Origin of the sequence: Salinivibrio sp. MA440 (genome assembly GCF_001996265.1) — a bacterium.
Lineage (GTDB): Bacteria > Pseudomonadota > Gammaproteobacteria > Enterobacterales > Vibrionaceae > Salinivibrio > Salinivibrio costicola.
Genome location: NZ_MUFI01000040.1, coordinates 1 through 13423, shown reverse-complemented (window position 1 = coordinate 13423; position 13423 = coordinate 1). Strand labels below are relative to the sequence as shown.

15 protein-coding genes are annotated in these 13423 nt (G+C 49.6%); 10 read left to right on the top strand and 5 right to left on the bottom strand.

The genetic code is table 11. The features are described 5' to 3' along the window. Positions 1 to 449: 449 nt before the first annotated feature. A complete protein-coding gene (locus tag BZG80_RS12165; protein ID WP_077576749.1) occupies positions 450 to 992 on the bottom strand; it encodes a copper resistance protein NlpE in 543 nt (180 codons plus the stop codon). Positions 993 to 1265: 273 nt separating this feature from the next. Between BZG80_RS12165 and BZG80_RS12160 the strand changes: the two genes are divergently transcribed. From BZG80_RS12160 to BZG80_RS12135, 6 genes are all read left to right on the top strand, one after another. Beyond that, on the top strand, positions 1266 to 1952 hold the full coding sequence (locus BZG80_RS12160; RefSeq protein ID WP_077460678.1) for a type 1 glutamine amidotransferase domain-containing protein: 687 nt from the start codon (positions 1266 to 1268) through the stop codon (positions 1950 to 1952). A gap of 130 nt (positions 1953 to 2082) precedes the next feature. Continuing rightward, the gene (locus tag BZG80_RS12155) at positions 2083 to 2757 is read left to right on the top strand and encodes a response regulator transcription factor (RefSeq protein WP_077460679.1); all 675 of its coding nucleotides are present in this window, start codon (positions 2083 to 2085) and stop codon (positions 2755 to 2757) included. Beyond that, complete coding sequence (locus tag BZG80_RS12150) at positions 2754 to 4043, top strand: sensor histidine kinase (protein ID WP_077679463.1); 1290 nt, start codon at positions 2754 to 2756, stop codon at positions 4041 to 4043. Before BZG80_RS12155 ends, BZG80_RS12150 begins: the two co-directional genes overlap by 4 nt. Positions 4044 to 4118: 75 nt before the next feature. Next, positions 4119 to 4877 carry a MipA/OmpV family protein gene (locus BZG80_RS12145; RefSeq protein WP_077679462.1) on the top strand — a complete coding sequence of 253 codons (759 nt, stop codon included), beginning with the start codon at positions 4119 to 4121 and terminating at the stop codon, positions 4875 to 4877. Positions 4878 to 4904: 27 nt separating this feature from the next. Next, positions 4905 to 6026, top strand: coding sequence for an alpha/beta hydrolase family protein (locus tag BZG80_RS12140; protein ID WP_077679461.1), 1122 nt, complete (start codon positions 4905 to 4907; stop codon positions 6024 to 6026). A gap of 64 nt (positions 6027 to 6090) precedes the next feature. Next, the gene (locus tag BZG80_RS12135; RefSeq protein WP_021023434.1) at positions 6091 to 6570 is read left to right on the top strand and encodes a YaiI/YqxD family protein; all 480 of its coding nucleotides are present in this window, start codon (positions 6091 to 6093) and stop codon (positions 6568 to 6570) included. A gap of 55 nt (positions 6571 to 6625) precedes the next feature. Here BZG80_RS12135 and BZG80_RS12130 read toward each other — a convergent pair whose 3' ends face one another. Beyond that, complete coding sequence (locus BZG80_RS12130) at positions 6626 to 7528, bottom strand: LysR family transcriptional regulator (RefSeq protein WP_077679460.1); 903 nt, start codon at positions 7526 to 7528, stop codon at positions 6626 to 6628. Between the two features lie 168 nt (positions 7529 to 7696). Here BZG80_RS12130 and BZG80_RS12125 point away from each other — a divergent pair, with 168 nt between their 5' ends. Further along, a complete protein-coding gene (locus BZG80_RS12125) occupies positions 7697 to 8566 on the top strand; it encodes an MBL fold metallo-hydrolase (RefSeq protein ID WP_077660831.1) in 870 nt (289 codons plus the stop codon). Next, the gene (locus tag BZG80_RS12120) at positions 8560 to 9186 is read left to right on the top strand and encodes a DsbA family protein (protein WP_077677632.1); all 627 of its coding nucleotides are present in this window, start codon (positions 8560 to 8562) and stop codon (positions 9184 to 9186) included. The genes BZG80_RS12125 and BZG80_RS12120 overlap by 7 nt, the downstream gene beginning before the upstream one ends. 67 nt (positions 9187 to 9253) lie before the next feature. Here the strand turns inward: BZG80_RS12120 and BZG80_RS12115 are convergent, their stop codons facing one another. The 3 genes from BZG80_RS12115 to BZG80_RS16240 all read right to left on the bottom strand — a co-directional run bounded on the left by BZG80_RS12115 (position 9254) and on the right by BZG80_RS16240 (position 10993). Next, positions 9254 to 10417: a DEAD/DEAH box helicase gene (locus tag BZG80_RS12115; protein WP_077486767.1), complete on the bottom strand. Its 1164-nt coding sequence runs from the start codon at positions 10415 to 10417 to the stop codon at positions 9254 to 9256. Positions 10418 to 10547: 130 nt separating this feature from the next. Beyond that, positions 10548 to 10748 carry a hypothetical protein gene (locus tag BZG80_RS12110; protein WP_021023438.1) on the bottom strand — a complete coding sequence of 67 codons (201 nt, stop codon included), beginning with the start codon at positions 10746 to 10748 and terminating at the stop codon, positions 10548 to 10550. A gap of 113 nt (positions 10749 to 10861) precedes the next feature. Further along, positions 10862 to 10993 (bottom strand): hypothetical protein, encoded by a 132-nt coding sequence (locus BZG80_RS16240; protein ID WP_021023439.1) that lies wholly within the window; start codon positions 10991 to 10993, stop codon positions 10862 to 10864. A gap of 306 nt (positions 10994 to 11299) precedes the next feature. Here BZG80_RS16240 and BZG80_RS12105 point away from each other — a divergent pair, with 306 nt between their 5' ends. Both BZG80_RS12105 and BZG80_RS12100 read left to right on the top strand, forming a co-directional pair. After that, the gene (locus tag BZG80_RS12105) at positions 11300 to 12487 is read left to right on the top strand and encodes an NnrS family protein (protein ID WP_021023441.1); all 1188 of its coding nucleotides are present in this window, start codon (positions 11300 to 11302) and stop codon (positions 12485 to 12487) included. 120 nt (positions 12488 to 12607) lie between these two features. Beyond that, a complete protein-coding gene (locus BZG80_RS12100; RefSeq protein ID WP_077669585.1) occupies positions 12608 to 12997 on the top strand; it encodes a nitrous oxide-stimulated promoter family protein in 390 nt (129 codons plus the stop codon). The last annotated feature ends 426 nt before the right edge of the window (positions 12998 to 13423 follow it).

Genomic DNA, 13423 nt, shown 5'->3' with positions numbered 1-13423 from the left:
GACTCCTGTTCAATCCCACGACGGTGGTGCTTATAAAACGTACTACTGACCGGTAATTGAACTTGGATCAAGCACGATTACCGGTGCAGAAAGGTGCCGTTTTTCGGTCACGTTATCGAACAAACGGAGAAGGCTTTCGTTTGGTGCGCAGTCCTAATCTAGGTAGTGTCAGGTTGCCGCGTCCAGCTCTCTTATATGAGCTTTTACCACCAACCGGATAAGATTTTGTTTCGCCTCTATTTAAGTGTTAAACCATAGAGTGAAATATCGTCAAGTTTTATTGGCAACAAATTTGTCACTTAAAGTGACAAATTGTGCGAACAGTGGGGGAGAAAAGAGAGTGAATCGCAGCATTAAGATAGAAAAAACAGCGAGAGCGCGTCATTCTAGGGCTAAAGGAGAAAAAATACGCCCTACCGCTTGTTGTGAGCGATAAGGCGCTCGACGCATTACTGCTTTTTCAATTTGTACATATCAGCGAGATCGCCGTTGATGGTCTCGCCATTCATGTCTTGCATAATAACTTGGTTTTCGGCCACGAAGAATTGATTCGGGCTATCAGTTAAGCCTTCAAGAACCACAACGCTGCCTGTTTGATCCCAGGAAAAAGAACCTTCTTCCTTGAATGCTTCTCCCTGTTTACCCAAGTAAGTTTTGCTAAGAACGTAGGTATTGTCTTGGTTAAGCGTCAGTGTGGTATCAATACCTTCACAATCGGCGCAAGGGATCACGCCTTGGTAGGTACCATCCCAGTCCAGCGAGGTTTTGGCGTTGTGGTGATCGGCCATTTCATAAACCGTATCCTCAGCGTTGTCGATAGCCGTTTCCGCACTGTCTAATGCTTGTTCGGTGCCTTCTTTTACTGCAGTTTGGGCGTTTTCTACGCTAGATTCGACTTGCGACTTTCCCTCTTGAGGGTCGTTTGTTTGTTGTTCACAGCCAACTAAAACGGCGACGAGTGCGAGAGGGGCGAGTAGGTATGTTTTTTTCATGTTGACCTCATTGTATCGATGTTAAGTCTGAAGCGATGCGGGCGATGGCCTGCAATGGATGAGACTATTGTAGGCAATGCGCAGGTTAGGCTGTCATTCCTGAGCTAGTATTAGGTCAGCGTTAGACTAGGAAAGTAAATAAACCGTCAATTGATTGTATTGATCTAAGCGGGTACCCATTACGTTTACCTCTTTGGCCTGTTAGTCTAGCTAATGACAATACAGAGTAAATGAATGAAATATCATCCAAACGCGTGACAAGAAGGAGCGATGATGCAACAACATAAAATTTTGATGGTGCTAACATCCCACGATGCCATGGGCGATACGGGTCACCAGACAGGCTTTTGGCTTGAAGAGTTCACGACCCCTTATTACGCGTTTAAAGATGCCGGCGCAAGCATTGTTGTCGCTAGTCCCAAAGGCGGCAAGGCACCGATTGATCCGAATAGCGAGGCGGAAGATGCGCAGGCTGATTCAACACGTCGTTTTGACGGGGACGCTGAGCTACAAGACATGGTTAATAATACCGTCAAGCTAAGTGATATTAATGCTTACGAATATGACGCCATTTTCTATCCCGGTGGCCATGGTCCATTGTGGGACTTGGCGGAAGATCCAACCTCGCGTCAATTGATCGAAACCTTCTATTACCAGGGCAAACCTGTCGGTGCGGTGTGTCATGGCCCGGCTGTGTTCCGTCATACTCGTTCAGATCGCGACGAGCCGTTAGTAAAGGGCAAGCGAGTCACCGGCTTTACCAACGGTGAAGAGGCCGCGGTTGGCTTAACCGAGGTCGTTCCTTTCTTAGTGGAAGATATGCTCAAAGAAAACGGTGGTATGTACGAAAAAGCGGATGATTTTACCTCATTTGTGGTCACCGATGGCAACCTAGTCACTGGGCAAAACCCAGTATCGTCTGAAGCGTGCGTCAATGCGGTATTGGCGTTGTTAAAGTAAGTCATATGATAGTCTTTCGATGAAAGCGCCTGCGGGCGCTTTTTTTTGTATCGGGAGACATTAAGAGGGGGGTTTTTTATCCAATGGATTCGTGTAGATTAAAAACGACACGGATACAAGAGCACGCCGCATGAAAATACTCATCATTGAAGATGACCACGATCTTAGCCTCGCGATTTCAGAATATTTAGAGCTGCATCATATCGACTGTGATTTTGCCTATAACGGCGAAACCGGTGTTCAGCTTGCCAGCCAGCAGACGTTTGATTGTGTGATACTCGATAATATGCTGCCCAAAACACAGGGTATGGCGGTTTGTCGTGAGCTGCGCGAACAGGGCATTGATACCCCGGTGTTAATGCTGACTGCGTGTGATGCGGAAACCGACCAGCTTGAGGGCTTTCGTGCCGGCGTGGATGATTATGTAGTTAAACCTTGCACCATGCCTTTGTTGCTCGCACGTTTACAGGCCTTGCATCGGCGTCATCACCCGGTGCGAGAATGTATTACCATTGCCGATCTGACGATTTATCCCAAAGAGCATATCGCGTCGCGCGGTGACACGCCGCTTAAACTGACCCCTATCGGTTGGAACATTCTGTTGCTACTCGCGCGCCGCTCACCCACTGTGGTGTCCAGAAGCGATATTGAAGAGGCGATTTGGGCCAGCGAGGATGTGCGGCAAGGGACCATTAACGTGCATCTTCACCATTTGCGCAAAGTAGTTGATAAGCCCTTTACAAAAACGCTGATCCACACCCATGTCGGCATTGGTTTGTCCCTTTCCGAGGCTCCGCCTGTATGAGCCAACGTCCTGTTCGAAGCCTCGCGGCACAATCGCGCCGCCAGCTTGTGTTGATGGCGGTGGCGATCTTTATCGGGTTATTGGCGCTTGTCACCGTGTTTAGTTTTTATCAAATCAGTCAGGCAGGCAAAAACTACATGCGGCTCGATGCTATCAAACTAGAGCAAAAGCTGACCGCCGATCCTAACTATCTATTACCCCAAAGCGACACTGTCAGTGCGTATCGAGATTGGCAGTCTATCCCAAAATCGGTGCGTGATTTGTTTTCCTCAGAGCCGATACAACCCGATGATCCGATTGAAATTCAGCGCATTAATTCTAGTGGAGCGCGTGAGTATGGTTATTTGTTGTACTCCGACCAGCATCTATCGCAAGGATTATACCTAGTCGAATTTGAAGCGGCAGAAAAAATCGAAGCATTAGCCGCCATGATTGTCGAGCGCTCTTTGGCCGATGCCAGCGTGTTAATTGCCGCTTTTATGCTGGTGCTTGTCACCGTGATTGGGCTGTTGTTCAACAACGCATTAAAGCCACTGAAAGAGTTGGTGGCATGGTCAGCGCGGGTAAAAACACACCCGGATCAAGCTATCGATGTGCGCTTTTCGGTACGTGAAGTTAACCAAATCGCCGACCACTTGATGGCCTCGTTGCAACAGGTGCGTGAGTATAACCAACGGGAGCAGCAGTTTTTAAAGCATGCCAGCCATGAACTGCGCACGCCCTTGGCGATCATGCAGGCATCCTTGGATACTTTGTCGCTGCGTATCGATAACAAGGATGCCAGTTATCCGGCATTGCAGCGTGCCTCGCGTGCCAACGTTAATATGATGGCGCTGTCTGAATCACTGCTTTGGCTAGCACGGCAACATCCGGATAAGGTTCGTCAATCAAAGGTCGACCTAGGATCGCTTTGCGCAACCCTCGTGGATGAGCTGGCATATCTTGCAGCGCATAAGCCAGTGACTGTCCATATCGATAATCACAGTGATCCTATTTGTATCGAGAGGGAATTGTTTCGTATTGCGAGTACCAACCTGATTCGCAATGCGCTCACCTACAGTGCGCCCGGCGCGATTGAGATTAAGATCACCAATGGGCAGTTTTCGATTGCCAACCCTATTGATTCAGGCGTGGACGAGAATCAGATCGGATTTGGCCTAGGTCTACAGCTTGTTGAACGCATTGCCAGTCAGCTTAACTGGCATTTTGAATTTCAGTGCGACGCTCAGGTGGCGAGGGCGCTGATCAATTGGGAAGCGGCGCACAAAATGACGGGAGTGTCTTAAGGTTTTCTTAATACCGGTTGTTTCAAGATAAGGGCGAACTCTCAGTTACTATTTCGCCATTATGGAGAACAGCCGGTGAACCCATTTGTCACGCTTATCTGTTTACTTTTAACCTTGATGCCTTGGGTTGGACACGCGCAAACCGACAGTATGTCTGGGGATAATTATCTGACCGTCGGTCTGGTCGGCTATACCGAGCCGTCGATTTATAAAGATGGCGAAGATGACCAAGACATTGAGTTGGTGGTTGAGGCGCAATGGGAGGGGATTTTTTATCGTAACGATACCCTAGGTGTGTATCTCGCCGAGGGCGACAGCTGGTATGTGTCGGCGGGTGTGGGCGACGATGTGTTTGGCGACCATACCCGCGGTGACAGTAAAACCCTCAAGGATATGAAAAGCCTCGATAAGGTGTATACCGCTAATCTAACCACGGGATGGGTAACATCGGTGGGCTATTTTGAGCTGGGCTACCATCATGATATCTCGGATAATCATAACAGTGGCGCAGTAGTGGCTCGCTATGGCGCTCCCATAGAGCAAGGCCAGTGGGTGGTGGACCCACAATTGTCACTGACTTGTGTGGGTCGCGCGGTGAGTCGTTATTATGTCGGCGTGTCAGCGCAAGATACCAAAGCTGGCCGACCTACTTACCAACCTGATCAAACCTGCAAATTCCAATCCGACCTCAATCTCTATTACACGCTTGGCCGTGCGCATCATCTGTTGTTGGGGGTGAGCTATCGCCACTATGGCGATGAAGTATCAGACAGCCCGATTGTTGATAGAGATGATCTTTGGTCGTTCAATACCGGCTATTTATACACCTTTTAGCGGCAATTGGGTGGAGGGAGAAAGGGGATGAAGTGGCTAAAGCGAGGCTTGATAGCATTGATGCTGATAGGCGTTTTTGTGGTGATAGCCATGGATGATCCAAACGCGGGGCTGTATCGTCAAGCCATTCAGTTTAACGCAGGCGATAATCAGCTCACGGGTGAGTTAATTTTACCTGAAAGTACTGAAACACCGCATCAGTGTGTGGTGTTTGTGCATGGCTCAGGTGATGTGCCGATCGATGCGTTTGGTTATTACCTCCCACTTTGGCGAGTGTTAGCGGCGAATGGGTGGTGTGCAATGTCTTGGCATAAACCGGGCGTGGGGGATTCCAGCGGAGATTGGCGGTCGCAATCGATGCAAGATCGCGCCGATGAAGTCGCCGTGGCGATTCGCTATTTGCGCCAAGTTTTGGGGCTAAAGGATGGCAAGCTGGGGTTGATGGGCTTTAGCCAAGCTGGTTGGGTGATCCCTAAGGTGGCGCACCAAGTGGAAGATATCGACTTTTTAATCAGTGTAGGCGGTGCAGTCAACTGGATGGCCCAATCCCAGTATTCTGGACGTCAACGACGATTAGCCACCGGATACAGTGAATCCGCTATTGCGGAAGAGCAAGCTGCCGAGGCGACAGTGGATGCCTTGATCCAATCCGGCGCGTCGTATCAGCAGTACCTCAACCACGTAAACTCGAATGGCAACGCGCCCATGAGCGAGGCCTTTTGGCAATTTGTACAACGTAATTGGGCCTCGGATGTGACTGCTGATTTAATCGATCTCGACGTGCCCACGTTAGCGTTGTTTGGTGCGCGGGATGCTTATGTCGACTCAGATAAAACCGCTTCTACGTATCACCAGCTGCTCGCTAACGCGCCGCTGCCTTTTTATCACGTGCGTGTGTTTGAAAATGCCGACCACAGCCTACTGCGCACCGATAATATCGCCAATGCACACAGTGAGCGTCACCGCTGGTTAACACTGGCACGGGTTTGGTGGCAAGGGGAGGCAGCGTTTGCAGATGGCGTGATACCATGCTTAACGTCTTGGCTAGCGCAGTTTAAGAGCGGGCGGCCAACACAGCCTAATATCTGCGCGCCTGAGCAGCCAAGCGATGTAAAGCCAGTACTAAACGCGGATACGACGCAGGGGTAACGTTTCAATTTGCGGTGAATTGGGGTTTAATGCAGACATTGACGCTAACGCTAAGAGAACCAGTATGCAAATATGGGTAGATGCGGACGCTTGTCCGGTCGCGATGCGCGAGATGATTGTTCGTGCGGCACACCGAACACAGATTCAAGCCACCTTTGTAGCCAACCAATTTATTCGTTTGCCGCCGTCGCCCTATGCCAGCGCACGTCAGGTAGAAAAGGGCTTTGATGTGGCGGACAACCAAATTGTTGCCGATGCCGTCGCCGGGGATTTGGTGATCACCCAAGATATTCCCTTAGCGGATGAAGTGATTGAAAAAGGCGTCACGGTAATTAACACCCGCGGTGAATTGCTCACCAAAGAAAACATCCGTGCCCGACTCAATATCCGTGATTTTATGGAAACCATGCGTAGTAGCGGCGTGCACACAGGCGGGCCCGCACCGCTTGGCCCGCAGCAAAAACAAGCCTTTGCCAACCAACTTGATAAATGGCTGGTTAAAGCTCAGCGTTATCATGCTGCGCAAGCAAAATCGTCTGATTAAGCCGGCGCGCTTATTCTCTTACTAAATAGCTTTTCTCACTTAACTTTTCTGCTGGCTAAATAGCAACCGGTGCCCACTCGCTATCTGCGAAGTGGGCAATCAGCGCATCTAGCAATGCGCGCACCGCCGGTGGTTGGTTGCGACGTGACGGGTACAAGGCGTAGATATCCATCGCTTTGGGTTGCCAATCGGGGAGCACGACTTCCAGCTGACCTCGCGCAATGGCACTATGCGCCAAATAAACTGGCTGCATGCTCACGCCCATTCCCTGAATGGCGGCACTGAGTAAGGTTGTCGCCTCGTTGGCAGACAGCTTACCTTGCACCTCAACTGCGGCGTGTTCCTCACCTTTGTCTAAATGCCAAATTGGCCGATCAAATTGTTTGTAACTGAGGCAGCTATGCGCGGTGAGATCGTCTGGTGAGCGGATTGGTGCATGGGCGGCTAAATAATCCGGTGCCGCCACCAAGACGGAATCACACGCGGCGATCGGGCGACCAATTAAGGAAGGGTCGGGGTTGGACGCAATACGGATGGCAATATCAATCCGTTCCGCAATCAAATCGATCGCCTTATCCTGTACTTCAATATCCACATCGACGCCGGGGTGAGCGGCCATAAAGGGCTTTACCGCGGGGATTAATTGCGCAAAACCAAACGACATACTGGTCGCCACCCGCACTTTGCCAGTTAAGCCCGCCTCTTGCTGCCATTGCTGTGTCAGGACATTGGCTTGCTCAACCCATTGTTCCAGTTGTGGCAAGCTTTGTTCGCCGGCGGAGGTTAACGATACTTTGCGCGTAGTGCGCTGTAATAAGCGCACGCCTAACCAGTCTTCTAGCGCTTCGACATGGCGAGTCACCATGGGGCGCGACATCTCAAGACGCTCGGCCGTGGCGGTAAAACTTTGTGTAAGGGCAACATCAATCAATACGCGAGCGGCAGTCAGTGTGTCCATGTCAATCTCATCTTTGCTTAAGAGCTAGCCGTTCGTAACACGGTACGATCAGTTTATATGCTCGAATTATGAAATAATGATGTAAATTATTAGCTATATATTCGAACAAGTCGAGCCCGTAAACTGCGCAGCATCTCAACACCGAATGCAAAACAACGGAGCACGACGATGAAATTGATAAAAACCCTAGCCGCCTCTTTATTACTGACCGGTAGCGCAATGGCAGCAAATAATGCTGAACCCTTGAACCTAGACGTGTATAACGCGGATGGTAATAGCTTCCACGTAAACTCAACCTTGGTGTACGGCGAAACCGAAGCCATGGTGGTTGATACTGGCTTTACTAAAGCAGATGCGCTTCGCATTGCCGCCAAAGTACTGGACTCCGGCAAAGCGCTGACCACCATCTTTATCAGCCAAGCCGACCCTGATTACTACTTTGGTGCGGAAGTGCTGCACGGCATGTTCCCTGACGCAAGAGTGATCACCACACCGGCTGTGCGCGCCACCATTGCAGAAAAACTAGACGGAAAAATGGCATTTTGGACCCCAAAAATGGGTGACAATGCCCCGCAAAATCCCGTGGTGCCCGCAGCTTATACCCGTTCATCATTGACACTGGACGGCCGTAAGATTGAAATTCGCGGCGCGAAAGGCGAGTTGGCTCACCGTCCGTATCTTTGGATCCCAGCCAACAAGGCGATCCTGGGTAACGTCGCCGTGTATGGCAATGTTCACCTGTGGATGGCAGACGCACAATCTGATCACGCACGTGAAGGTTGGGCCGCACAACTACAAGAAATGGCAGCACTGAAACCTGAAATGGTGATCCCAGGCCATATGAAAGCAGGCACGGCACTAAACGCTGACACTATTACCTTTGCCCAGCAGTATTTGCAAGACTTTGCCGAGGCGAAAGCCAACAGCAAAGACAGTGCTGAGCTGATTAAAACCATGCAAGCGAAATATCCGAAAGCGGGTTTGCCGATGGCTTTGGAAATTGGTGCGAAAGTGCACATGGGAGAGATGGAATGGTAAACGTCCACTATATATTTGACCCAATGTGTGGCTGGTGCTTCGGCGCCGCCACCTTGATTGAAAGCCTGAGTAACAACCCTGAGATTAACTTGCAGCTTCATCCAGGTGGTATGCGTGAGCGTGCGCCGATTGAAGACAGCTTTCGTCAACACATTTTGAAGGCAGATCAAACCATTGCCGATCAAACCGGACAGACATTTGGTCAAGCCTATCTTGACCGCGTAGCAAGCGACCAGCCGGTAATTTTGGACTCCTTTATTACCGCGCAAGCTATTCTCGCTGCTCAGCAACTTGATAGTCAGGGCGCAGAGATGCTGAAACGCATCCAGCGTGGCCATTATCAGCAAGGTCGCTCCGTCTATGATGCTGACACGCTCGCAGAGCTTGCCAGTGAGATGAGGATAGAGGCAGAGGCTTGGCAACAGGCGATGAATCGCGCCGAAAATGACGTGATGCCCGCGGTGAATCAAACCCGTCAATTGATGGCAGCGCATGGCTTGCGCGGTTTTCCATCCATGCTGGTGGAGCAAAACGGCCAATGGCAAGCCATCACAGTGAGCCAGTACTATCGGCGCCCAGACGCTTGGCAGGTACTCTGGCAAACGCTAACTCAGACATAAAGCAAACAAACGAAAACGGCGAGCACCAGGCTCGCCGTTTTTATTGCAATCATTGTATGCGTGCCATTTATTTGGGTGCAGTCAGCGGCACCGGCTTTTTGGGCTCAAAGCCTTCGATGATGCGACGTTCAAGTGGGTGCCCGAGACGTGCTTCAATCATACGCAAGTTTTTGGTGTTGTCTTTTGAGACCAATGAAATCGCTTCGCCTTGAGCACTGGCACGGCCGGTACGGCCAATCCGGTGTACGTACTCGTCGGCCGGAAAGGGTAGATCGTAATTGACCACGCGCTCAAGCGACTCAATATCAATGCCGCGTGCGGCGACACCGGTGGCAATTAAAAATTGGATGTCACCATTTTTAAAGTCTTCCAGCAATTGAGTCCGCACGGCTTGGCTGCGTCCACTATGAAACGCTTCAGCGGCAATGCCCCGTTTTTCCAGCTGGGTAGCGAGTTTGGCGGCGCCGTGTTTGGTTTCGATAAAAATTAACGCCTGCGTCCAGCCATTTTCTTTAATCAAATGGCTAAGCAGTGCGGATTTCTTATCTTTATCGACCGGAATACACCACTGAGTAATATTGTCTTTCGAGGCATCTCGTGCAGCAATACTGATTTCTTTGCCTTCATCACCAATGGTTGCTTTGGCCAGATCACGCACTTTATTAGACAAGGTGGCAGAAAACAGCAGGCATTGCGTGCTTGCCGGTAAGCGATCGAGAATGTTTTGAATTGCATCAATAAAGCCCATATCGAGCATACGATCGGCTTCATCCAGCACCAGCACTTCTACTTCATCTAGATAGACGGCACGTTGGCTGAGTAAATCGCGCAGGCGCCCTGGCGTGGCGACCAAAATGTCGACGCCCTCAATCAAGGCTTGCTTTTGTGCCTGCTCGTCCATGCCGCCAACCATCGCTAAGGTTTTAAGCGCGGTAAACTGCGTATCTTGGCGGGCGCTTTCGGCGACTTGCAAGGCCAACTCTCTTGTTGGAGCAATCACCAATGCGCGAGCGCGCTTTTTGCGTCCCGCTTCACCGGCACACAACTTATCGATAATGGGCCAGATAAAACTTGAGGTTTTCCCGGTACCTGTTTGCGCAGCGGCAATCAGATCATGGCCTTGTTGGATGATCGGAATGGCTTTGGCTTGAATTGGGGTGGGGATGGTATAGCCGCGTTGGGCAATGGCTTGGCAAAGCGGGGCGCTTAACCCCAGTTTTTTAAATGGCATGGCAAACTCAACAAACAATGAACGCGCGCCCACCCATAAAAAGGGTGGAGACACTGAATGGCGTGGAGTCTAGCACGAACCCCACATCCACACGACGTAAAATCTGCTGGTGTCCTGAGTGCAGTCTGTTTTAAGCCGCGTACTTTCTCAGCTCATGCGGGTAAATACGCATGCCGTTTAATGTATTCTCATACACAGCTTGCTCTCGGAGATAAGACCAAGCATGGGCTTCTGTCCCTGTTTGCGCCGCTAACCGGTCGATAACAGCATCAATGTGTCGACCTGCATAGTCTTTGTGAGGGGTAAACAGTTCCTTAATGGCTGATAACATAACACGCTCCTTATGTGTAACTAAATTACATATCAGTATGTAAAAAGCATAGTTTGTGTTTGAACTGTGATCAAGTTTAAACTTTATATCTGTACTAAATGATATTTTTGTAATTAGTTTTCATCTATGCGCTCTGCTTCGGCTGTTTTGGTCTTTTCTTCTATTTCTATCCCGCGATAGGGCTCGCCCTCATCATCATGCAGTTGGTGGTCATACGCCGCTTGTAGACCGGTGTCCTCGATCACTTCTTCATCCCATTCAGAGCGGCACCGAGAACCGCAAATTTTGTGCTAGATGGGTTGGTCATGGACCTCCTTAATCTGTATCTGTACCGCTTAAATATTGCGCGGGTAGGTGATGAGCAAATTGTTGTGGTTATCACCGGTGACGTCCAGCCCTTTGGGTTACTTATGTGTAGCTTGGTCGATAAATCATCAAAACAACCCTACTTTTTGTGGCACATTAAATTGTTTTAGACTTGTTTGACATCAATTGAGAAGCATTCTTTTGTGCTAGGGTGAGAAACTGATTGACTCACGGAGTGCTTGGTTATGTTGTTAAACGTTACGGATAAACAAAAAGAGGATCGGATCCCACCCCTATTTCGACTTGGTTTTCGGCCGTTTTTTCTCTTTGGAGCGCTCTATTCGTGCATTGTCATTACCGTTTGGGCAGGGCTTTATACTGATCCTAACCTTTTTTCGCTGAGCGTACCCTCCCTGTGGTGGCACGCTCATGAGATGCTGTTTGGCTTTTCGATGGCAATTGTCGGTGGGTTCTTAATGACGGCGGTGCAAAACTGGACGGGTGTGCCCGGAACCCGAGGACTGAAGCTTTTCGCCATTTTTTCATTATGGCTGTTGGCGCGGTTGAGCTTCTGGGTGGATGTCCCGATTTGGGCGAGCCTTGTACTTGATACCCTGTTTATGGCCTGCGTGGCATGGTCGTTGGGTTATCGCGTGGTAGTGACTAAACGTCAGCGCAATTACCTATTTATTCCTATTTTAGCGGTGGCGGCCTTACTTAACGCATTGTCTTACGGCGTACAGCTAGGGGAAGTCTCACTACCTATTAATCAAGTTTGGCACAGTACCTTGTTGTGGTTCATGCTGCTTATTAGCGTAATGGGTGGCCGTGTGATCCCGTTTTTTACGGAGAAGAAGTTGGGTATACAGGTGTCCAGCACACCTGTGTGGCTAGAGCGAGCGATTATCGCTCTGTTTGTGCTATTGATTGGCGTCACTTTGGTGTCCGGCACTGATAACATAGTCGCGCGTGGGTTGCTGCTCACAGCGGGTATTGCTCAATGTGTTCGGCTCTATCGCTGGCAAGGCTGGAAAGCATACAAGGTGCCGATGCTGTTTTCGCTTCATCTATTTTATGTCTTTTTACCACTTGGATTGATATTAAAAGCGTTGGTGATGAACCCTTGGGCATCAAACCTCATTTGGCATCTTTTTGCGATAGGCACTTTAGGTGGGGTGATCCTGGCCATGATTGCACGAGTCACGCTTGGGCATACTGGGCGTAATGTTTATCAGGGCCCCGCTGTTTCTTGGTTGTTTTATGCTCTGTTGATTTCAGCATTAGTGCGTGTGTTTGGCATGTGGTTTTGGCCAGTTTATACCCTAGAGCTGGTCGCTGCATCAGCACTGCTTTGGACGATAAGCTATGGCTGGTTTGCGGTACGATTTGGCCCCATGCTGAGTCAAGCACGCACAGATGGCGCGGCGGGGTAGTCTTATCACATTATTATTAATAAAAGGTAAGCTTGGAGTAGGGTTTAATGCAGGCTATTACTGTTACCATCCTTCTTATGCCTTACCGCTATTATTGCTACTATTTTATAGGTGTAAGGTATGGATTCAAAGTGGTTAACCGGTGAGCTTATAACAGAATTTAAAACCGTTTCATGCATGATACAAATCTATTGTCGTGATCATCATCAGGGCAAGTCGCTCTGTTCAGCGTGCCAACATTTGAGAGACTATGCAGAAGTGAAGTTGGATCGTTGCCCTTATGGTCAAGACAAACCGACTTGCAATCGTTGTCCTATCCACTGCTATAAGAAGGCAGAAAAGCAAGAGATGAAGACGGTCATGCGGTACGCTGGTCCAAGAATGTTACTGTCTCACCCGATCCTTGCGCTTAGACACTTATACCATGAGCGCAAAGCGGTTCCACCGTATCTAATCCCTAAGAATTCTAACCGTCACAAACGACTGGAAAAGCAAAAATCGGGCAACTAAAAATACATCAAGTAAACTCAGTAGAGCGTTGACTTATGGACTTGTGATGGATACCGGGATTAAGTGGTGTATCCGATGTTTTACGAACACCTGTACAAGCTTCGTTCTCTCCGTACTTCCTGGTTGGCAAGAAAGGTTGAGGCGGGTGCCTCAAAGCAGCTGCTGCTTCACATCCCTAAAGGGGTTCACGAAAGGCTGATGAAAAATTCGATTCAGCCAGGTCGTGCGAATCCTTGAATGCCTTGGTGACGAATATCATGCCGATGACCTTGCAGCCTGATCGGCCTTTAGCTCTCAATCAGCGACTAGATGGGCGCAGTGCAGGTCTCTGACGGATCGCGCGAAATGTATTAGGTATCGAATACGCCCTCAATCAGAATCTGGTTGCGTCGTAGACTAGGTTGCCATAAGATAGTAATTAATTAC